Here is a 22,325-nt window from a genome sequence, read left to right as displayed (position 1 = left end):
TGAGAGCGATGATAACGTTATCCGATGAGAAGTGGCAGGCAATCCTGCAAAACAATGCCTCTTATGACGGCAAGTTCTGGTACGCCGTCAAGACAACATCCATCTTCTGCCGTCCATCCTGCAAATCTCGGCCCCCTAAGAAAGAAAATGTCCGCATCTTCATCGCACCCGAGCAAGCGTTAGCGGCACGATTCCGCCCGTGCAAGCGATGCAAGCCCACAGGCGAGAAGCTGCCGGACGACGAGTGGATCAGCCTTGTTACCGAATATATGGACAGCCATTATAATGAAAACATCACGTTGGAGCTGTTGGCCGAGATTAGCCATAGCAGCCCCTTTCATTTGCAGCGTACGTTCAAGCGTCTATGCGGCATGACTCCCACTGAGCATATGCAGCAGCTGCGAATGGAGCATGCCAAAAAATGGCTTGCCGAATCCGATCTTAAAATTGCCGACATCGGCTTGCAGGTTGGAATGACCAATACGCCATATTTCGTCACCTTATTCAAACAGAAGGTCGGCTGTACGCCAGCAGTTTATCGGCGACAGTACAAGAAAGGAGATAATATTCATGAAAGCTGATAACCCTTCATCTATCTATTGGTCCCTATTATCGGTAGACGATTGGAAGCTTCATCTAGCAGCAACACCCGCAGGACTTTGCTATATTGGCTCGCAAAATCAATCGCTGGATGAGATATCCCTTTGGGCTAGCAAGAAGTTCCCCGGCAGCGCGCTCGTACAAAATAATGAAATGCTGGAGTCATACAAAACGATTTTAATCGGTTATCTGCGAGGTACTGTGGATAGCGTCGACATGCCTCTCGACCTGCGAGGAACTGATTTTCAATTGGACGTGTGGAAAGCGTTATGCGAAATACCGTATGGACAAACTTCGTCGTATTCGGAGATCGCCAGCCGCATCGACAAACCTTCAGCCGTTCGGGCCGTTGGCACCGCGATCGGAGCAAATCCCGTTCTCATTACCGTCCCTTGTCATCGGGTAATTGGCAAGAACGGCTCGCTAACCGGTTTCCGTGGCGGCCTTAGCATGAAGTCAGCATTGCTCGAACTAGAGCAGAGTCGTTCCGGCATCGATAACAATACGAAGGAACATATCGTACATGGCTAACGAGACTTACAAGCGCACGCATCCGAAAACCATTTTGAACAAAGGAACCGGTTATCTATCGGGATACAGCCATACGCTTAATCCGTATGCAGGCTGCTCTTTCAGTTGCTCATACTGTTATGTACGCCAAATGCCGATCTCCCTCTTCCGGCAGGAAGCATGGGGATCATGGGTAGATATTAAGCAGGACGCGGCGAAGCTGCTCCGCAAGGAGCTAGCGATTGCGAAGCGCAAAGGGCCTGTGACGATCTTCATGTCCACGAGCACCGATCCTTATCAGCCCGTCGAGCACAAAGAAGGCGTCACCCGATCCTTGCTGGAAGCAATGGTCGATGAACCGCCTGATTTCTTGTTCGTGCAGACGCGGAGTCCGCTTGTACGCCGCGATATCGATTTGTTCACTCAGCTTGGAGAACGCGTGAGAATTAGTATGACGATAGAAACGGATCTCGAGGATATCCGCAAGCAATTTACGCCGGAAGCTCCGCCGATTGCGGCGAGGCTGAAGACGCTGCAGCTGCTCCGAGACGCCGGCATTCCTGCTCAAGCGACCATCGCGCCTATTCTCCCAAGCAGCGAGATGTTCCCAAAGCTGCTGAAGCCGCTTGTTAATCGCGTATGTATCGACGACTACTATATGGGCGACGGAAGCGGAGGCAAACGAACGAAGTCTATCGGTATGGAATCGATCTATGCCCAATTAGGTCTGGAGGATTGGTACAAACCGGATGCCTATCGTTCCGTCTATGAACGCTTCATCGAAGTATTTCCCGCCGAACAAGTATATATAAGCCAAAGAGGCTTTGAGCCTTAAAAAAGCTTATTCGGAGGATAGCTTCCACAAATAGATCGATGCGACTGTACCGAAGGGCGAATAGAACGTACGATACTCGTCGAACTGCTTTTTGGACAGCTCGCTTAAGCCGTATAACCTCATCATTCCCTTGCGGATCGCCGCATCGCCCCAGCTTACGATATCCGGCCGCTCCAAGGCATGAATAAGCAGCATTTCTGCCGTCCATTGCCCGACACCTTTAAGGGACGTAAGCCTCGCTGCAACCTCGGCATCCGGCATGTCATTCAGCTCTTCCAATTGCAATTCGCCGAGCACAATCGCGCTCGCAATCGCATGGATATTCTCAGCCTTCCTCATGGACAACCCGCAGCTCTTGATCGCTTCTACCGTATGCTGTGCCACGTTGTTTGGGGTCATCGGACCGAGGCGCTCCTGCATTCTGGCCCAAATCGTATCAGCAGCCTTAACCGATATCAGCTGACCGACCATCGCTTCCACGAGGGAAGCGAATAAGTCAGGAGTAACCTCGCGCTGCGGCAAGCCTAATCGATCAATCGCCGCTCCTAGTACAGGATCGGCTTTCCTTAAGTAATCCAGCTCGCGCTGTCCGTAATCAAAGTTTTTTTTATTAGCTGTCGCCAATGGTATCTGCCTCCTCATCACAAGTATACCGAATATGACTACACTATAACGCTTCGGAGGCTTGTTGTGCGGCTTATCGAATAAAATAGCAACATTCTAAAATCGAATGCTACAGCTTCCGAGCCGCTTCGAAGAATTGCTCCAGCGCCTGGGCGAGCAGCGATCTTGGACAAGCCAGGTTAATCCGCAGCCAGCCCGCTCCATCCTCGCCGAAGCCGGAGCCTTCGTTGAAAGCTACCTTCGCCTGATGGAACATAAGCTCCTTCAAGCCGCGCGAATCTAGACCAAGCGATCGGCAATCCACCCACAGCAAGTATGTCGCGTCAGGCAACATCGTCTTCACTTGCGGAAGATGCTCGGTTAAATATTGATTAGCGAACGCGATATTCCCCTCGATATATACGAGAAGCTCATCCAGCCATGCCTCGCCTTCATTAAACGCCGTCTCTACCGCGTCTTCGGCGAAATGATTCGCATTCCGGAGGCCAAGCAGCTTCAAGCGCTGATCCATTCTCCGCCTGGAGGCGGCATTCGAAATAACCATGAATGACGTGTGAAGACCCGGGAGATTGAACGTCTTTGTAGCCGAGAGGCAAGTAATCGTAATGTCTGCAATCTCTTGCGACAATGATGCGAATGGAGTATGACGATTCCCCGAATGAACGAGGTCGGCATGTATTTCGTCGGATACGACCGTAACCCCATACCGCAGGCAAAGATCGCCTAATCGGCGCAATTCATCCTCGTTCCAGACGCGCCCGCCCGGATTATGAGGACTGCACAGCAGAAGCAGCTTTGCACCGGCTTGGAACATGGCTTCCATGCCGTCGAAGTCCATTTCATACCGGTTGTTGACGACGCGCAGCGAGCTTGCCCCAACCACTCGGTCGTTGCCCCGAATCACTTCATAGAACGGGTAGTACACCGGCGTCTGAATGACAACCGTATCGCCTGGCTCGCTGAACAGCTGAACGGCTAAGCTTAGCGAAGTGACAACGCTTGGCGAGTCGACGATCCAGTCATTCTGAATGGTCCATTCATGCCTGCGGCTGTACCAGCTTACGATCGCTTCATGATAGCTGTCTGTTCGAACGGAATAGCCGTAAGACCCTAACTGGGCACGTTCCACGAGACGTTTTGTGATCGCAGGTACAGTTAAGAAATCCATATCCGCAACCCATAAAGGAAGGAGATCCTTCGCGCCGAACATCGCTTCCGCATGATCCCATTTAAAAGAACGCGTATTTTTACGATTCACGATTTGGTCAAATTGATTGTTGGCTGCCATGTAGCTTCACCAGTCTTTCTTCATAAAGGATGTCTTAATCATAGTGCTTCTTGCCGTAAAAGAAAATAGAGAGCAGCTGCGCCGCTCCCTAATCAATTATACCGTATATTTGCGAACCGCCGGCAATATAACCATTGCAATCAGCTCAATATTACGAGCCAACACTTCAAAGGATACGCCGCCAAAATCCATTTGCGCGATATACCGTTGATGGCCGAACAGCTCATGCTGATACAATATTTTTTCAATAATCTGCTGCGGACTGCCTACCATCATAGCATCCTTTACATCTGAGCCCTGGGCAAAGTGCTGCATCGGGTAGCTTCTTCCGTTAATAAGCTCCATTCCCTTGTTCACATGAGGATAGGCCTCGCTAAGCGCCTGCTGCGTCGTATCAGCGACGTGGAATAAGCCCGCGGTCGCTACCGGCAGCGCCGCAGCGTCATGTCCGCTCCGTGAAGCGGCCTCCCGATAAGCATCGATCGATCGCTTGAAGCTTGTCGCCGGGCCGCCGAGTGTAGCGAGCATCATCGGAACGCCTGCAGCACCAGCCTTAATCGCGCTTTCCGGCGGTCCCCCTACCGCTCGCCAGATCGGCAGCTTACCGCCGCGAGGGCGGGGATAAACGTTGGCATCGTTAAGCGGAGCTCGGAACTGGCCTTTCCACGTAACTGATTGCTCTTCATTAATCTTTACAAGCAGATCGAACTTCTCTTCGAATAAAGCTTCGTAATCGCGCACGTTATAGCCTAATAACTCGAACAACCCGATACGGGAAGCGCGGCCGGCAATAATTTCTGCACGCCCCTTCGAGATCAGATCGATTGTCGCGAAGTCCTCATAGACGCGGACAGGGTCAGACGTGCTTATAATCGTGGACGAGCTCCCGATCTTAATATTGTTCGTTGCTTGAGCGATTGCGCCAAGCACGACCGAATGCGCCTGGGTAGTGAAGTACTCCTGGTGGCTCTCGCCAACGCTAAAAAAATCAAGTCCAGCCTCATCAGCCAGCTTCGCCAACTCAATAATCTCGTGAATCCGTTGCTCGGCGGATATCCGTTTGCCCGTATGAGGGTCCGGAATATGGTCTCCGAGTGTATATAAACCAAATTCCAGGCCTTTGCTCTTATTCAATCGATATGGTTCCATGCTGATTAGCCCTTCTTTCTTCTTGGTTGCATGAGTATGATCTAGCTGCTTTTCTCTTGGGCTAATCTTATACCATTGCTATTCAAATTGTAAGTATGCACTTATAAGTGTTATAGTATGCAAAAAGATACTAATGGAGGCCCTATGAAGATCCAGCCCGAGCTCTGCAAAGTGGAAGACGCGCTTTCCATCATCGTGGGCAAATGGAAGACGAGCATTTTGCTGCATCTCATCTCTACAGGCACGATGCGCTATGGCGAAATCAAGAAAGCCATGGGTACTATTACACCTAAAATGCTAACCACCCAACTAAAAGAACTCGAGGAAGAAAGAATCATCCAGCGCGTCGTCTTTCCTCAGGTACCGCCTAAGGTTGAGTACTCGATGACGGAATACGGCATGACTCTTGAGCCAATATTGACAGCTCTTCATAATTGGAGCGCAGCGCATCCGTCGCACAAAGCCAGGACAAACTCTACACGGACTACAAATCAATGATGGAGCCTCATGACCTAATCGAGCCAGAAAGTATATCTGTTTCAGATAAACAAGCCTTCTCGAGAGCCGCAATAGGATGAGAAACGCAGCTTATGGATGGTGAGAACGGCAATTGTGTTGGGAGTAGGCATGATTATAGACAGAATAAGATGGGGAATCCATCATATTCTCATAAACATAGGTCTATTAAGGGCAATAGGATGGGAAACACAGCTTATGGTTGGTGAAAACAGAGATGGTGTTGGGAGCAGGCGGGGTTGCAGACTGAATAGGATGGGGAATCCATCCTATTGTCACCAACACAGGTTACTTTAGGTCAATAAGATGGGAAACTCAGCTTATGGTTGGTGAAACGGCGGTTGTGTTGGGAGAAGGTGTGTTTTTAGACAGAATAAGATCGGGAATCCATCCTATTCGTACAAACATAGGTTACTTTCTTGGGACAAATAGTTATAGAAACCATACCTAACAAAAGAGGCCATCCCAACAGCCTACTGGCTATTGGGATGGCTCTCCTTGATGCTTGCAGCTATTGCAGAACGACGCTGTCGACATAGACGGAAGTGCTTCCGCTGGAGTTGCTAGGCGACATATATAAAATACCGATTTCCCTTACATCGCCGAGATTAGCGACCCCGCTAAGGCTTAGCGTAACGGTCGTCGCCGAGGACGAATTGATGTTTACGGTTGGCGATTCATACCAAGTATAGCTTGATCCGGTCTTGATGAACAACTTCGCCTGCAGGCCGCTTCCGAAGGTCCCCCAAGCTGCGTGCTTCACTTTGGCGGTGACGGAGCTTTTGCCGCTGAAGTTATTCGCGCCTGTATACTTGAGCGTGAATTGGCCGCCGCTGCCCAGCGTGACATCCGCCTTCAAGGAACTGCTGCCGCTTGTCGCCCATTCCGTTACTGACCATGGTCCGCCGCCTGCATTAAGTGCTGACCATCCTTGAATATTGCCGCTTTCAAAATCATATAACGTCGAGCTGCCGCCGCCTCCGCTGTTGAACACCGTAGCCTTCACGGAAGTCGCCTGAATGCCGTTGGTACCATTAATGACGAGGTTCCCCCACGAAGTGAGCGTCTGCCAATCGCTTGTCGTCATATCGAGCCATGAATTGGAGGAATCATTCCCCGTCCAAGACCAAGCCATATATCCGATTCCTTTGGCCTGGGATTGGTTCAACACCTCTTGCGCATTCACTTGGCTGCCTAGGTTGTTGTTGCCGTTATTGTAATTGTAGCCGAATTCCCCTATCATCACGGCGAGTCCCAGATTTTTAATATTTTGCAGCTCCGTGCCGATGCTGCTTGCATTGTTCCACGAGCCGTACATATGGATGGAGAACATCACGTTATGATCCGGGTCATGCGTCAGCAGAGCATTGCCGTACGCTTTGATCGGCGATGCATTCTGTCCCCATCCCGATCCGTCGACAACGATCGTATTGTGGATGCCCGAATTCCGAATCGTCGATATGGCAGTCTTGTATGCGTCTCGCCAAGCAGTATCGGCCAAGTCGTTGCCTCCCCATTCATTGGCGATATTCACGAGGACGTATTTCTCGTTATTGTTAAGTATCGTCTTTACAGCGCTTTGGGTAAAGTATTGCGCCATTTGATTAAGCAGCGTGGCGCTGTTCGAACCCGTTGCATCGTGAAGCTCCACGATGGCGATCATCCCAAGCTCCTTGCAACGGTCGATTATTTGTTGGAGACGCGTTGCCGAACCGCTCGTCTGCCATACGATACGTACAGCATTCGCTTTGTTATTCGCAATCGTCGTCAATGCCGAATAAGCTTGTGTGTCGAACCAAATATGCGGGTTATTGACGCCGCGAATGACGAAGTTGTTCCCGTTGGCATCCTTCAGATTGGTTCCGCTTACATAAAATCCGTTAGCGGCATGAGTCGGCTGCGGTGCGACGAAAGGAATGACTAGAGCGAGCAGTACGGTAAACATAAACATTAGCTTCCACCTGCGATTGAACATCAACATTTTTACTAAATCCCTCCTCTAATGGTTAGGAACGACAACTGTCGTCCATATGAGAAGTATAACTTCACGGCCAACCCATAATAAATGTCATGATGCTACTGTTTATATGGCTTAATGCGAGAAGGTTTCAGGCGAGGTTAACCGTACATAAAAAAAAGCGGTGCAAGGATCATCCTTGCACCGCTTTTACCGTATTTACGCTCGTACTATCGTGAACTCGAAAGCAAGATCCTGCTCGCCCGAGATCGTATATTCCTCATGCACCGGAGCCCCCCAGCTGTCGTCGCCGCCGACGCCCATCTGGCGTCCTGCTACCGTGATAACCGTGTAGTGCACCTCCGGCAGCTCGTAATGATGCTGCGCGTTCTCCAGCTCGAACGCCGTATAAGGCGATACATTGCATTCCACCGGCTCACCGCTCGAGACGATGCGAATGCCTTGTCCATCACGATTGCGTACGCTTAGACGTCTAACGCCCATGCGGTTGCCTGACTCCTGAGGCACGGCATATGCAGCAACATTGTCTGCCGCCGTATTCTCGAATAGGCATAGCCGCGCGCCGTTCGCACGGTCAGCATAGTTCTCCTCGGGACCCATTGCATACCATTCCAACTGATCGTAATCGGCCTTCACCTTGAACGACACGGCGAAGATCGGCAGACGAGGCAGCCCTTTAGCGCCTTTGTATTCCGCTTGCACTCGAATCGAACCGTTCGCGCTTACGGTATACGCAATCTTAGCTTCAGCCGTCTCGCTGATCGAGAAGCGGAATCGATAAGCGACTGTTATAGAGCTTCCGTCCTCTGCCTCCGACACGTCGATGCCTACACATTTGCGAGTGAGACTTGCTGCATACCATAGACCGGAATCATAACCCTGAGCGTACCCTTTGTCATTGTCCGTCGTCGCCCGCCAGAATAGCGGAGCAGGCGGCACAGCGATCATCTCGCGTCCCTCGAAAACGATCGAAGTCATCGTATGGGCCTGCTTCGAGAACATAATGCGGAAATCAGCGCCATGCACGCCGATGTTCACATCCCCGTTCGCAACTCTTAGCTTGCCATTAGACGATGCTGTACGTGCAGCCTCGTCGGCAACCTTGAAGATATGCTCGCCGAACGCGATCTCATAACCTTCTTCCGCCCAAAGCGTCTGCTCCTTCAGCTTCAATGAAGCATGAACCGCATATTCGCCTGGCAGAGCAACCTGCTCCTCGATATTAAAGCTTATCCGTGCTTCTTCGCCTGCCGCAACAGCCGCTTCCAATGGGAAGCGATGTACTTCATGACCTTCGCGGAACAAAGCAATTTCAAGCGAGAATGCCTCCGTATTCACGAACAAGTTCTCGTTGCGAATAAATACGCTGTCGCGCTCCGGAACAAGCTTCACGTTCTGATACAGGAACTTCACGTCCTGCATCTTCGGCGACAGCTCGCGGTTCGCATAAACGATGCCGTTCGTGCAGAAGTTGTAATCGGTCGCCCGATCATCGAAGTCGCCGCCGTAAGCGAGGAACTCGTCACCGTAACGGTTCTCCTTCACGATGACCTGATCGATGTAATCCCAGATGAAGCCGCCTTGGTACATCGGGTACTTCTGCTCGAGATCCGTATACTTGCGCATGCCGCCAAGCGAGTTGCCCATTGCGTGCATGTACTCGCAACTGATGTAAGGCTTGTCCGGATTATTGTCCAAATACTCCTCGATATCCGCAGGTTTCGCATACATCCGGCTTTCCATATCGCTTGCTTCGGTGAATGAGCGGTCATAGAATACGCCCTCGTAATGAACGAGACGGCCCGGATCGACCGTACGGAAGTACCTTGCAACGTTCACAAGCACATCCCCCACGTACGATTCGTTGCCAAGCGACCAAATAATAACGGATGGATGGTTCTTGTCCCGCTCGTAGAGCGAAATCGCGCGATCCATCACGATGTCCTGCCATTCCGGATTGCTTCTAGGAATGTTCCACGATGGCTCAACGGCTCCCATCTTCTGCCAAGAGCCATGTGTCTCCAAATTCATTTCGTCGATGACGTAAACGCCGTATTCGTCGCACAGCTCATACCAATAGCTCTGATTCGGATAGTGGGATGTCCGTACGGCGTTCATATTGTTGCGCTTCAGCGCCTTGATGTCCCACAGCATATCCTCGTTCGTAATCGCACGTCCGCGGCGGCTGTTGAATTCATGGCGATTAACCCCTTTGAACACAATGCGCTTGCCGTTAAGCTTCATGATCTTATCTTCCATCTCGAAGCGGCGGAAGCCGACGCGCACCGGGATGACTTCGATCTCATTGCCGTCCGCGCCAACGATTCGAATATACAAGCTGTACAAATTCGGCTGCTCGGCACTCCACAACGAAGGATTTTTCACTCGAAGCGAAGTACGTTCTGACTCCAAATCGTCCAGGACAATCTCTTCTGATACGATCAACAAACCATCGACATCGCACAAATCCAGAACCGCTTTTGTTCCAGCTGGCACAACCGAGCGGAACACGAGCGCTACGTTCAGCGAACCGCTGTCATAACTATCATTAAGCTCCGTCCGCAAGGACACGTCCTGCACATGCACCTCAGGTACGGTATAGAGATACACGTCGCGGAAAATGCCGGAGAAACGCCAGAAATCCTGATCCTCCAGCCAGCTTCCCGTACTGCGTTGGTACACTTCGACAGCTAGCTTGTTGTCGCCTTCTTTCAGGAAAGGCGTCAATTCGAACTCGGATGGCGTGAAGCTGTCTTCGCCATATCCGACGAATTCGCCATTCAGCCACACGTAGAATGCAGTTTCCACGCCTTGGAACGAAATAAACAGCGGCCCGCCGGCCATATGCTCCGGTACGAAGAAGCTTCTTGCATAGCTGCCTACCGGATTATGATCCGAGGAAATTTGCGGCGGACGCAAGTCCTCGTGTCCATCCCATGGATACATCGTATTCACATATTGCGGCTGGCCGTAGCCTTGCAGCTGAATATGTCCGGGAACCATAATTTCATTCCATCCCGATACGCTGAATGAGGTCTTAAAGAAATCAACAGGCCTGCTGGCCGGGTTTACTGCGTAATTAAACTTCCACGCTCCATTCAAGGAATGCCTCCAAGGCATCGCTTCCTTGCGCTGAGCTTCTGCAAGAGATGCGTAATACTTATGATCGGAATGGGCTGGCAGCCGGTTCACGGCGAATACCGCCGGATCGCTCAGCCAGTCCAAGCTTGCGCTTGTTGCTCTCATATCGACAAACCTCTCCTATCGTGCTTACTCTGTCTGTAGTTGTAATCTATCTGCTGCCGCTTACTTAACCGATCCTGTCATACCAGCCACGAAATGCTTTTGCATCAAGAAGAATACGATAGCCGTTGGGAGCGTCGCGATCAGAATAACGGTCATGATTACCCCGTAATCCGGCGCGTAGCTGGAGCCCATATTGGAAATCAGAAGCGGAATCGTCCTTTTCTCCGGCGATTGCAGCACGACGAGCGGCCACAAGTAGTTGTTCCAGCTCGACATGAACGTAATGATCGCCGCTGCCGCATAAGTCGTCTTCATCGTCGGCATATAGATGCGGAAGAACACGCCAAGCTCGTTCAAGCCGTCAATTCTTCCCGCTTCAAGCATGTCCTTAGGGAACATTTTCGTGCTCTGACGGAAGAAGAAAATTAAGAACGCTGTCGTTACCGTAGGCAAAATAACGGAAGAAATCGTGTCAATGCCGATGAACGGCACGGTTTGCGATATCGTTCCGAACATGCGGTACAACGGTACCATAAGCGCCGCGAACGGGATCATCATCGAGAGCAGCAGGATGCTGAACACGACATCCTTCGCTTTGCTTTTGAAAATTTCAAAGCCGTATCCGGCAAGCGAAGCAATCAGCATCGCAAGCAATGTGGTCAAAATCGAGATTTTCGCCGAATTAATCAGCGACGGCAGGATGTCCACGTCGTTAAACGCTTTGTCCAAGTTCTCGAACAAATATTTGCCCGGCAGCAGCTTTCCCTTTGTAATGTCGATGGAACGATTCGTTGTGCTGGTAATCATCCATAGGAATGGGAAAATCGATACGATCGCCGACGCGCTTAGAAATACATATATAAATATCCGCTTGAGCTTAGTCATTGCGATCACCTGCCAATTTGAACTGAAGAATCGAGAAGATAACGATCAGGATAACGATGGCATACGACACGGTCGCCGCGTAACCGAAGTCAGGCGTGTACTTGAACGACAGGTTGTAAATGTACTGCGAGAGCGTCATCGTCGCATTGCCCGGTCCGCCCTTCGTAATGTTCATAACCTCGTCGAACAATTGCAGCGTACCAATCGTTGACGTAATGGATGTGAACAAAATGATTGGTTTAAGAAGCGGTACCGTTATTTTCGTAAACTGCTTGAACGAGGATGCGCCGTCGATGCGCGCGGCTTCGTAGATGGAGCCGTCTATATTTTGCAGCGCCGATAAGTAGAAAATCATGTTGTAACCGGTCCAGCGCCATGTAATCGCGATTATGATCGTAATCTTTGCCCAGAACGGATCTGTGATCCATTGGATAGGCACGGAAATCAGATGAAGCTTGAGCAGCATCTCATTGATGAGTCCATCTGCGCCGAACAAATATTTGAATATAACCGAATAGGCAACGAGCGACGTTACCGCCGGCAGAAAAATAGCCGTCCGGAAAAAACCTTTTAGCTTCAAGTCCTTGTCATTCAACAGTACGGATATAAACAGCGCAAGCACGATCATGATCGGCACTTGCACAATCAGATACAGGAATGTATTCGTCAGGGTCGTTATAAACGTGGAATCACTGAACAGCCGCGTATAGTTGTCGAAACCGACATATGACAGATTCGTTCCAGTACCCGATTGGAATGACATTAATAATGCTCGTATCATCGGATAGAAATAAAAGGCACATATCATAATTACCGCAATAGCGATAAATGACCAGCCAATGACATTTGTTTTGTTGCGTAAATTTACAGCTTTGGCTTCTCTCACTTTACTGTCATCTCCTTCCAGCATTCGTTTTGTTTCTGTCTGTCTCTATAATCTCCAAGCGTAAACGGCTATCGCCGACCTTTGGCGGCGTATGCTACGTTTCGCGGATGAAATATAGGCCCAGTATAAGAGTAAACCTTTATACTTTCCTATATTTTAAATAACCTTGGACACCAACCGCCCGCTTATCCGCCGGCAGCCGATGTCCAAGGCCGTACCACATATTACACTATTTCAATTGGGAGTCTGCTTGTTTCTGAGCGTCGGCAAGCACTTGATCGATTGCTTTGCCGTTCAGGTAATTTTGCATTTCCACAACCATAATGTCTTCAACTGCGTAAGTGTGCATGCCGTAGTTGACATTAGGGATTTGAGCTGTCCAAGCAGCAAAGTCGGTTACGATATGTTGTCCGCCGAAGAACTCGCTAGCCGCTTTGTAAGCTTCGCCTTCTGCAGCAGGCTTGTACGTTCCGATTGCGCCGATTTCCGTAACAAGCTTTTGGTACAGATCGACATTCGAACCGAATGTAGCGCCTAGGAATTCAGCCGCTTTTTCTTTGCCTGGAACGTTAAGGACATACCACGAGCTGCCGCCAAGGTTGGAAGCATGTACCGATTTGTCGTTGTTCGTCAGCTTAGGAAGCGGAACGATCGCCCATTTGCCGGATTGATCAGCGGCAGCCGTAATGGATGGCGTGAACCAGTTGCCTGTTGGTACGGAAGCAGCGTCGCCGTTGTTGTAGTTAGCAACGAATTGGCTCCAGTCCGCATGAATCTTAACGATGTTGGCATCCATCATTTTTTTGTATGTTTCCATAGCTTCTTTCAAAGCCGCATTTCCTGCGATGTCAGCTGTTTTGCCGTCTTCTTTCATGTACCACGAGCCGGCCGATTGCGCCATTACGCGGATGATGCCCAGATCGTTCGGGTCAAGGGAAATCCAGTCTTTACCTGTTTTCTCTTTAACCGCTTTGCCGATCTCGATGTACTTGTCCCAAGTAATGTCTTGCATGTCAGCTACCGTGTAGCCAGCTTGCTCGAGATAGTCCGTTCTTACATAAACGCCAGTTACGCCGGAGTCGAACGGAAGACCGTATTGTTTGCCGTCGAAGCTTGTCGGGCCGATTTTGTAATCAGCGAAGTCTTCTGTTTTGAACGAATCCGTCAGCGGGTAGAATGCATCAGGATAAGCTTGCAAGAAGCTTTGTGCGCGGTAGTCCTCGATCAATACGATGTTTGGAAGACCTTTGGTCGTGCCGGAGCTAAGACCCGTATTCAGCTTTTGAACGATATCGTTCTGAGCGTTCTCGATAATGTCGATCGTTACATCCGAGTGATCGGCTGCATAAGCATCTTTCGCGAGGTTCATCGCTTTGATGTTGAAGTTCGGATCCCAAGCCCAGACTGTTACTTTGCTTGTGTCACCTGCAGCATTGTCAGTACCTGTATTGTTGTTCGTGTTGTCCGTGTTGGACGAGCAGGCTGTGAAGATCATGATGCACACAACCAGCAATGGCAATAATTTTTTCACTTTTGAAGACCTCCGTCTCTCTTTGTAAAATGCTGTAAGCGGTTTCCCGTTTACTGCTTTATCGTAGCATCTTGATTATCGTGCCCGTTAGGATAATCTTTGCTTCGTTTAGTGAAATTATTATAAAAAAAAGTCCAAGCCTCTAAGTCGTTTGCACGATTTTTAGAAACTTGGACAATTTTTATCCTTTGAGCAGCGGAAGGCGAACTTTCACCTTCGTCCCTTCCCCTAACTCGCTTGAAATCGATACGCCGTATTCATCTCCATACAACAGCTTAATACGATCATGAACGTTTCTTACGCCAATGCCGGTGAACAGCTGCCTGGTGCCTTTCGATTGATCAGGCAATTGCTCGGCGGTAATGACCATGCCGTCTCCGTTGTCGACGATCTCGCAGACGAGTGCGTTCAGCTCTTGGGCGACCAGGATGTAAATATGCCCCTCGGACTTCTTGTTGAACCCGTGGAAAAAGGCGTTCTCGATAAACGGCTGTATAATGAGCTTCGGTACCATATAACCCATGCAATCAGGGGAGACGAAATAATTGACCTTGATCTTCTCCCCGTAGCGCACATGATTAATGAACACATAGTTCCGCATGTTGACTAGCTCTTGACTGATCGTAATCGTCTCGCTGACGTTGCCGATCGAATTTTGCAGCAGTGAAATGAGTGCATTGATCGTATCGGCCGCCTTATCCTTGCTGCCTTGCTGCACCATAAATTTCACGGAAGCCAGTGTGTTGTATAGGAAGTGCGGATTAATCTGCTGCTGCAGCGCCTCAAGCTCCGCGTTCCGCTGCCTCCGCTGCGTCTCGACCAGTTCGTCCACGTAATCGTGTAGCTCGTCGAGCATCGCATTAAACGCCTGTCCCAGCTGTCTCGTCTCATAGCTGCCACCAACGGTGACATAATGATCGAACTCGTATTTGGATATCGTCGATATTTGTTTCACTAGTCTGGACAAAGACTTCGTCAATCGGCCGGAGATGAGGAACACGATCAGAAGCGCAATAGACACGATTGCCGTGACGATAAGCACAATTGCACGTGTATCCATCAGCTGCCCAATCGCCGTCTCCTTATCGATGACGTTCACGAGATAAAGATCCTGCGATTCCAAATATTTCGCGATTAGCAATTCATCCTTGCCTAATCGATCCACGCTCTTGTAATCCAGCGATTGTTCGACAATTTCACGGGCTTTATCTAACAAATCGGGATCGGATTGGCCAATCCAATCCGTGCGGTTAGAAGAAATAATCATGCCTTTGCCATTCAAGATAACGACATCATTGCCTAAACTCGTATACGATTCGTAGAGTTGCTTGAATTCACGTTCGCGAATGGAGAAATACATCGCCCCGTAGACATAGCCTGTCGTCCTCTCCATGAATGCTTTTGAAGCGACGATTGAGGCCTGCCCGGTCGCTGTTTCGGAGGGCTCGACATAATCGAATTGATAAAGCAGTTTCTTCGGCTCCTTGAGCGTCTGCTGGGTAATGGGATGGGCTTGAATCTGGTTGTCGGTCAGCGGCCATATCGAACGGTCGGTAGCATAGCTTCGGCCGTTACTGCCGGTGATTGTAAGCCCGACCTCATACGAATCCACAATAGAGGTGATCCGTTTCATTTGCTGATTCATGTTGAAATACGTTTTGGCGATCGAATTCGAATTGCCTTCGCTTTCCGTCAAGAAGTTCTTGATCGAACCGCTTTGAAGCATCGTATTGGACGCTAGAACGATCGAATAGTTAAGCGAGCTGAAGCTCTTCTCGATCTGGGTAAGCACCTTCGAATTCGTGATGCTGAACGTCTGCATGAAGAGCCGCTCAGATGTGTTGAGCGTAACCCACGTAATGGCAATCGCGACTGCAACGATGCTTAGGAGCATGACGAGAAACATTTTCACAAACAATCTGTTGTTGCGGAATCGATCATTTAGCCGTCTAATCATTATCGGTTCATTCCTTATTTCATGTATTGTCGGCGATAGCTGCTTGGCGAATGTCCGGTATGACGCTTGAACACCTTGCAGAAGTAGCTGTGATCCGAGTAGCCGACCAAGCCGCTTATCTCGGAGATCATCGCCTCTCCCTTGCGCAGCAGCGAAGCTGCCTTATCTGTCCTTACTTTGTGCAAATATTCGATGAACCCTTCCTCGTTATGCGTCGAGAAATAGCTCGATAGGTATGAGGGGTTGAAATGAAAATGCTTCGCCATCTCCGTCAGGTTAAGCGGCTCGGCATAATGTTCATCGATATAATCTAGCAGCCGCTTCATATTGACGTTGCCGGTCTGGGACTGTTCGGACTTGTCCGCAATACATGCCTTCGCAAGTACGATGAATTGCTCTAATGCCGCGATCGCTTCATTCGCAGTAGCCGCGTCTTCTATCGCTTTGAAATAAGTGAACTTGTTGTTGTCCAGCTCCTTATTGTCATACTTCATATTGCCGAGCAGCACCGTCATATTGAAAATAAGATTGCCTAGAATGGACTTGAATTCGAACACGTTCATCTTGTAATTCGACGATAAAGCAAGCACATGTCCGCTTAAATAGTCGAAAGCCTCGTTGAATCGCTCGCGCTTGAATTCATCGGTGAACCGGTTCAAGTTGAATGGCTCAATCGTCGTTGTCGGTAGCTTAGGCAGATCATTATATATGAATAACCGAACCTCAGGCAGGAAGAAGCCGTAATCCATTAGCTTCCGCATATTTTCTTCATATCGTTCACGCAGAAGCGCCAACTCTTCGAAAGGCTCTCCAATTACAATCGCCTTGCCGGCAGTGAATTCAGCAACCTGTGCAAATAATTGCCCGGCTTGCCGCAGAAGTCTTTCACATCCGCTTTCATTCGTATTAACGAGCAGCACGGTACATTCGGAGCCTATTGGAAGCTGCTGGACGATCGATTGTTCAGCAATCAGCTGATCCAGCGCCTTTCGTGTTTCCTGTACGAACCGTGTACCCGCTCCTTCCACTACTTTCGATCCTACTAGAACATAATACGAATGCGGCAAATAGTCTTCAGCAGCCGGAAGGCCGTCCTCAATGTCGTAGCCGGATAAAATCTTCTCCAGCAACGAGTCTAGCGACGGCCTGTTATCGGACTCCAGCTGTTCACTGCCCAGGCCTGGAATTTTGTCTGCGGCAAGCTTAAGCACGCTAAGAAGATGGCGCATATCAAGCTTCGGCTTCAGAATATAGTCCGCAACGCCGCTCTGGAACGTCGAACGCACATAGTTGAATTCACCGAAGCTGCTTAGGATAATAACCTCAATTTCCGGATAACGCTGCTTGATGATTCTCGTCAGTTCCTCACCATCCATTACCGGCATGACGATATCCGTTATCACGATATGCGGCCGCAGCTCCTCGATCAGCACGAGCGCTTCGCTGCCGTTCGATGCTTCGCCGACGATTTGGAAGCCTTCCTGCTCCCAATTCATGAAATGCTTAATGCCTTGTCTTATAAGTTGTTCGTCATCGACGATTAATACTTTGCAACAATTGAACGCGGTCATAATGACGCCTCCAAGCCTACACATATTTGTACAGCCATTATAACCGATTATGATTGTGTGTCTATTCGAAAAAAAAGCGCAACAAAAAAAACCATGAGCGCGTCTGCAGCACGTTCATGGTTCAGGATTCTGCTTCGTTAATGCAATATCGTATTCACATAGATACCGTTTACGGGTACGGCTATTTGATTAAAGTGGCTGACGAGCAGAGTAAGATTATCCTCAAGCACTTGGCCGAACATCGGCTCACCATGACCGGTTATGGCCAAGCTCGGCTTAAGTGCGGCAAGCTTCTTTACCGATTGCTCCGCTTGTGCCCAGTCCGTCGTAAAATATTTGGGCGGGCCGCTAATTTCCTGCTCCTGAGTAATCACTTTATACAGTGATTCTTGCTTGACGGTTACAAATGCGTCACCAGCTATAAGCGTGCCGTCTTCTTGTCGAAATAATGAAATATGACCCGGCGTATGACCCGGTGTATGCACCCAGCTCCAGCCCTTCAGTCCCGGTATGCTGCCGTCTTCCGGCAGCGCCTTCACATGATCGTCAAGATTAATCCCCTCATGCGGAAAATAAGGAGACAGCTCTGATATCATCCCCCCGTCTACAGTGGGATCGGCTGGCGGATAATCCGCAATCCCCGTTAAGTATGGTAGCTCCAATTCATGCGCGTAGACCGGCGCCTTCCAATGCTCGATTAATTCAACGATAGCGCCAACATGGTCAAAGTGTCCATGCGTCAACACGATTGCGCTGGGCCTTGTTTCGAACCTCTTCTCCGCTTCCTTTATGATCTTTTTCGCGGATCGCGGCATCCCGGCATCGACGAGCACCCAACCCTCTTCGCCCTGATTTGGGTCTCCAATAAAGCAAACGTTAACGATTTGAACCGAATAACAATAAATATCCGGCCGATAGGCCAATCCATTGCCGCTTGCCATGGACGTAAGCGGCATTAGCTTGTGTTCAAATTCATTTTCCACCTCAACCATTCCCTCTTCCTCATGGATATGCTGCTTCCTATAACCTTTCCAACCTGTTCAAAATAATGATTTGGAATTAAATGCAAATCCTCTGAGCAAAATAGATGAAACTATGAAGCAGCATAAGGAGTCCATTCATGAATAAATCAAATAAATCAGAAGCGTTGCCCCAATTTCCCGATTCCTATTGGATCGATTCAACAGACAAACTCCCAACCTTTCCAAAGCTTGAGCAAGACCTTAGCACCGATGCGGTTGTTGTTGGCGGAGGAATTTCGGGCATTACAACGGCCTATTTGCTAGCAAAAGAAGGCTTGAAAGTCGTGCTGCTAGAAGCAGGCGTGCTCCTTAACGGAACAACCGGACATACAACCGCGAAGATTACAGCTCAGCATGATCTTATTTACGATGAACTGGTCACGAAGAAAGGCGTGGAGAAAGCGGCCTTGTATTATAAAGCTTGCGAAGACGCGCTCCAATTCATCGAAAAGAATGTCGAGAAGTATGAAATCGACTGTGGATTTACCAAGCAGTCTGCTTATGTGTATACGAATTCCGAGCCATACATTGCCAAGCTGGAGAAGGAATTGGCAGCCTACTCGAAGCTTGGCATGCCTGGTGAGCTCCAAGATCGCATTCCGCTTCACATTCCTTCTAAGGCGGCGCTGGTCCTTCATAATCAAGCTCAATTTCACCCCTTGCACTACTTAAGCACCCTTTTATCCGAGCTTGTCAAAGAAGGTGCAGAGATTTACGAGCATACGACGGCTGTCGATGTGGAGAGCGGCATGATGCCTCAAGTCATAACGAGCAACGGACATCGTATTTCATGCAAGCATGTGGTCTCTTGTTCCCATTTCCCCTTTTATGACGGAATGGGCTTTTATTTTGCTAGAATGCATGCAGATCGCTCTTATGTGCTTGGAGTTAAAAGCAAGGACAACTATCCAGGCGGTATGTACCTAAGTGCGGAGGATCCGAAACGCTCTATTCGGTATACCGATACCGCAAGCGGTGACAAACTCCTCATTATTGGCGGACAAAGCCATAAGACCGGTCAAGGCATATGCACTATCAATCATTATGAAGAATTGCGCAAATTCGCTGTAGAACATTTTGGGCTGGAGGAGATTAGTTACCGCTGGTCGGCGCAGGACCTTGTAACGGGTGACAACGTTCCTTATATCGGTCGCATAACCGAATCGTCCCCGAACGTCGTTTATGTCGCCACCGGTTATCGCAAATGGGGAATGACAGGCGGCACGGCCGCGGCCCTGCTCATTCGCGATTTGATTATGGAACGCGCTAACCCGTATGAGGAGCTGTATTCGCCTTCGCGATCGTATTCGCTAACTGCCCTCAAAAATTTAGTTGTCGACAACTTGGATGTGGCGAAACATTTAATCGAAGGTAAACTGGATATTGTTCATAAGCATCCAACGGATATGCAAAATGATGAAGGCGGTGTCGTAAGGCATAATGGCAAGCGAGCAGGCGCATATAGGGATAAGTCTGGAAAGCTATATATCGTAGACACGACCTGTACGCATATGGGCTGTGAGGTGGAGTGGAACAACGGCGACCGCACCTGGGATTGTCCTTGCCACGGCTCTCGATTTTCAGTTAATGGCGATGTGATCGAAGGGCCTGCTGATCAGCCGCTCCCCAAATTGTCGCAATAGCCTTCCGCATCCTGCATTTTCCTAAGTATCCATATTCATTGTCTTGAAAATGAGCTGAAAATCTCCGATGTATTGTAGATGACGATTGTAATCTTTCGATTACCCACTCAGAAATTGCATCCCGGAGGTTTTCTTTTGCCTTTTACTCAGACAGAACACAAGCTTATCGCGCTTCTCGATGGCTTTGGCCATCATTGGCATACTCATCTTTATTTTCTTGGCGACAAACAATGGTTTCATGATTCGGATCAAAAAGCGTTCATCGCTTACCGATCGATAGGCAATCGGGACATCGTGCTGGGGGATCCTGCTGGCGACCCGCAAGCGCATCGCCAAGTCATTGAGCAATTCGTTGTTCACTGCCTCGCACGGCGGCGAACGCCGGTATTCTATCAGACGAGTTCAACGTATCTCTCTCTCTTTAACGATTTGGGCTTGTCTTGCAAGAAGATCGGACAGGAGGCGCGGGTCGAGCTTGGCGCTTTTCACTTGAACGGCAAAGCCTGGCTCAAGCTGCGTAATCGACTTAATAAATTTCATCGCAGCGGTTATTCGCTGAAGGTGCTTCAGCCTCCGCATACGGATGAATTCCTCTCCAAGCTCCAAGAAATATCGGATGAATGGCTTCGCAAACGGAAAGAAAAGAGTTTCTCGGTCAGCGCTTTTACTCCGGAATATGTAGGTCGCTTCCCGGTAGCCGTTCTGAATGACCCTGAAGGAAACATGACCGCGTTTGTTACACTGCCTGGCGACCCTCCATCGGCAGAAGCCGCTTCCACCATGGACGGTGCGGCCAAAGGTCATATTACGCTGGATCTGATGCGTTATTCGCGAGCTTGTCCGCATGGAACGATGGATTTCCTACTTCTTTCGGTTCTGCTATGGGCTAAGGAGAAGAAATACGCGGCCTGCAACTTAGGAGCAGCACCGCTGGCGAACGTGTGCGATTCCGCAATCGCCAAGCTCATTTATAGGTACGGCAACAAGCTATACAACTTTAAAGGACTGTACGAGTACAAAAATAAATTTGAACCGCAATGGAATGATATTTACCTCGTCGGAGCTCCTGCAACCTTGCCCTATTCTGCTTTGCTGCTGACGCTGCTCGTACATTCGCCATGCCCTGACAAGCTGTTTTCGCTCGAGTCTCCGTTCAAACGTCTCGTATCACGAAGATCCAGAAACTATAATCTTGATTAGTACTAGGTACTAATCATGTGTTATACTCATTGCAGCGCATATTGCGATCAGATCATCAGCACTTGGAGGTTTATTCAATGTCAGGATTACTTACCGGAAAAAATATTATCGTCATGGGTATCGCCAACGAACGAAGCATTGCTTGGGGAATTACGAAGTCGCTGCACGAGGCGGGGGCTAACTTGATTTTCACATATAGGAAGGAACGTTCCTTTAACAAATTGACGCAATTGCTCGCGGCCAACGGAATCGAGCCGCTTCTATGCGTGTCTTGCGATGTGGCAGACGATGCGAGTATCGCTGCGGCATTCCGCGAGATTGAGGCGAAGGTGCCCGTTATTCACGGTCTTGCCCACTCTGTCGCATTCGCTGAGAAGGAAGATTTGCAAGGCGAGTATGTCGATACAACTCGCGAGGGCTATCACCTGTCTCAAGATATTAGCGCCTATTCGCTCGTCGCGATGGCTAAGGAATGCAAGAAGCTCATGACAGAGGGCGGCAGCATCGTTACTCAATCTTATCTTGGCGCGGAGCGCGTCGTAAAAAACTATAATGTAATGGGCGTTGCGAAGGCTGCGCTGGAAGCAAGCGTAAGATATTTGGCAGACGATCTCGGCAAATACAATATCCGCGTCAATGCGATCTCGTCCGGACCGATCCGCACACTCTCTGCCAAAGGCGGCGTAGCTGGATTCACCGATCTGTTCTCAACGATTCAAGACAAATCGCCGCTCCGCAAGAACGTCGACCAGGATGAAGTTGGCGATGCGACGATGTTCCTGTTAAGCAAGCTGTCGCGAGGCATTACCGGTGAGGTTCTTCACGTCGATTCGGGCTATCACATTCTCGGTTATTAAGCTGCTCATATAACACAGGCTGCCGCA

Annotated in this window: 18 protein-coding genes; 7 read left to right on the top strand and 11 right to left on the bottom strand. The window is 49.5% G+C overall.

The genetic code is table 11. The features are described 5' to 3' along the window. Positions 1-8 precede the first annotated feature (8 nt). From AC0YN0_RS04750 to AC0YN0_RS04740, 3 genes are read left to right on the top strand one after another with little or no spacing between them, the layout of a single operon-like run. The gene (locus AC0YN0_RS04750; protein ID WP_475820234.1) at positions 9-581 is read left to right on the top strand and encodes a bifunctional transcriptional activator/DNA repair enzyme AdaA; all 573 of its coding nucleotides are present in this window, start codon (positions 9-11) and stop codon (positions 579-581) included. Continuing rightward, a complete protein-coding gene (locus AC0YN0_RS04745) occupies positions 571-1,131 on the top strand; it encodes a methylated-DNA--[protein]-cysteine S-methyltransferase (RefSeq protein WP_475820233.1) in 561 nt (186 codons plus the stop codon). The genes AC0YN0_RS04750 and AC0YN0_RS04745 overlap by 11 nt, the downstream gene beginning before the upstream one ends. Next, the gene (locus AC0YN0_RS04740) at positions 1,124-1,945 is read left to right on the top strand and encodes an SPL family radical SAM protein (RefSeq protein WP_475820232.1); all 822 of its coding nucleotides are present in this window, start codon (positions 1,124-1,126) and stop codon (positions 1,943-1,945) included. Before AC0YN0_RS04745 ends, AC0YN0_RS04740 begins: the two co-directional genes overlap by 8 nt. Before the next feature lie 6 nt (positions 1,946-1,951). On the opposite strand, the gene AC0YN0_RS04735 is transcribed toward AC0YN0_RS04740, so the two are convergent. The 3 genes from AC0YN0_RS04735 to AC0YN0_RS04725 all read right to left on the bottom strand — a co-directional run bounded on the left by AC0YN0_RS04735 (position 1,952) and on the right by AC0YN0_RS04725 (position 5,006). Then, complete coding sequence (locus AC0YN0_RS04735; RefSeq protein WP_475820231.1) at positions 1,952-2,569, bottom strand: DNA-3-methyladenine glycosylase family protein; 618 nt, start codon at positions 2,567-2,569, stop codon at positions 1,952-1,954. Between the two features lie 109 nt (positions 2,570-2,678). Then, on the bottom strand, positions 2,679-3,857 hold the full coding sequence (locus AC0YN0_RS04730; RefSeq protein WP_475820230.1) for a MalY/PatB family protein: 1,179 nt from the start codon (positions 3,855-3,857) through the stop codon (positions 2,679-2,681). Positions 3,858-3,953: 96 nt separating this feature from the next. Next, positions 3,954-5,006, bottom strand: a complete 1,053-nt coding sequence (locus AC0YN0_RS04725; protein ID WP_475820229.1) for an LLM class flavin-dependent oxidoreductase — start codon at positions 5,004-5,006, stop codon at positions 3,954-3,956. Positions 5,007-5,150: 144 nt separating this feature from the next. On the opposite strand from AC0YN0_RS04725, the gene AC0YN0_RS04720 reads away from it, so the two are divergent. Then, a complete protein-coding gene (locus AC0YN0_RS04720) occupies positions 5,151-5,504 on the top strand; it encodes a winged helix-turn-helix transcriptional regulator (RefSeq protein WP_475820228.1) in 354 nt (117 codons plus the stop codon). 529 nt (positions 5,505-6,033) lie between these two features. Here AC0YN0_RS04720 and AC0YN0_RS04715 read toward each other — a convergent pair. From AC0YN0_RS04715 to AC0YN0_RS04680, 8 genes are all read right to left on the bottom strand, one after another. Continuing rightward, positions 6,034-7,503 carry a glycoside hydrolase family 5 protein gene (locus AC0YN0_RS04715; RefSeq protein WP_475820227.1) on the bottom strand — a complete coding sequence of 490 codons (1,470 nt, stop codon included), beginning with the start codon at positions 7,501-7,503 and terminating at the stop codon, positions 6,034-6,036. A gap of 195 nt (positions 7,504-7,698) precedes the next feature. After that, entirely contained in the window at positions 7,699-10,746 is a 3,048-nt protein-coding gene (gene lacZ / locus AC0YN0_RS04710; RefSeq protein ID WP_475820226.1) for a beta-galactosidase, LacZ type, read from the bottom strand. 60 nt (positions 10,747-10,806) lie between these two features. After that, entirely contained in the window at positions 10,807-11,631 is an 825-nt protein-coding gene (locus AC0YN0_RS04705; protein ID WP_442049901.1) for a carbohydrate ABC transporter permease, read from the bottom strand. Next, entirely contained in the window at positions 11,624-12,439 is an 816-nt protein-coding gene (locus AC0YN0_RS04700) for a carbohydrate ABC transporter permease (RefSeq protein WP_475820903.1), read from the bottom strand. Before AC0YN0_RS04700 ends, AC0YN0_RS04705 begins: the two co-directional genes overlap by 8 nt. A gap of 307 nt (positions 12,440-12,746) precedes the next feature. Beyond that, positions 12,747-14,048 (bottom strand): ABC transporter substrate-binding protein, encoded by a 1,302-nt coding sequence (locus AC0YN0_RS04695; protein WP_475820225.1) that lies wholly within the window; start codon positions 14,046-14,048, stop codon positions 12,747-12,749. A gap of 181 nt (positions 14,049-14,229) precedes the next feature. Further along, complete coding sequence (locus tag AC0YN0_RS04690) at positions 14,230-16,002, bottom strand: cache domain-containing sensor histidine kinase (RefSeq protein WP_475820902.1); 1,773 nt, start codon at positions 16,000-16,002, stop codon at positions 14,230-14,232. Between the two features lie 17 nt (positions 16,003-16,019). Further along, positions 16,020-17,576 carry a response regulator transcription factor gene (locus tag AC0YN0_RS04685; RefSeq protein ID WP_475820224.1) on the bottom strand — a complete coding sequence of 519 codons (1,557 nt, stop codon included), beginning with the start codon at positions 17,574-17,576 and terminating at the stop codon, positions 16,020-16,022. A 137-nt stretch (positions 17,577-17,713) separates the two neighbouring features. After that, positions 17,714-18,568: an MBL fold metallo-hydrolase gene (locus AC0YN0_RS04680; RefSeq protein ID WP_475820223.1), complete on the bottom strand. Its 855-nt coding sequence runs from the start codon at positions 18,566-18,568 to the stop codon at positions 17,714-17,716. Positions 18,569-18,696: 128 nt separating this feature from the next. Here AC0YN0_RS04680 and AC0YN0_RS04675 point away from each other — a divergent pair, with 128 nt between their 5' ends. The 3 genes from AC0YN0_RS04675 (at position 18,697) to fabI (ending at position 22,298) form a co-directional block, all read left to right on the top strand. Further along, positions 18,697-20,241 (top strand): FAD-dependent oxidoreductase, encoded by a 1,545-nt coding sequence (locus tag AC0YN0_RS04675; protein ID WP_475820222.1) that lies wholly within the window; start codon positions 18,697-18,699, stop codon positions 20,239-20,241. Between the two features lie 135 nt (positions 20,242-20,376). After that, positions 20,377-21,441, top strand: coding sequence for a phosphatidylglycerol lysyltransferase domain-containing protein (locus AC0YN0_RS04670; RefSeq protein ID WP_475820221.1), 1,065 nt, complete (start codon positions 20,377-20,379; stop codon positions 21,439-21,441). A 77-nt stretch (positions 21,442-21,518) separates the two neighbouring features. Then, entirely contained in the window at positions 21,519-22,298 is a 780-nt protein-coding gene (gene fabI, locus AC0YN0_RS04665; RefSeq protein ID WP_442049907.1) for an enoyl-ACP reductase FabI, read from the top strand. The last annotated feature ends 27 nt before the right edge of the window (positions 22,299-22,325 follow it).

It is taken from the genome of Paenibacillus sp. J22P218, assembly GCF_056269195.1.
This window is presented reverse-complemented; position numbering and strand designations above follow the sequence as displayed.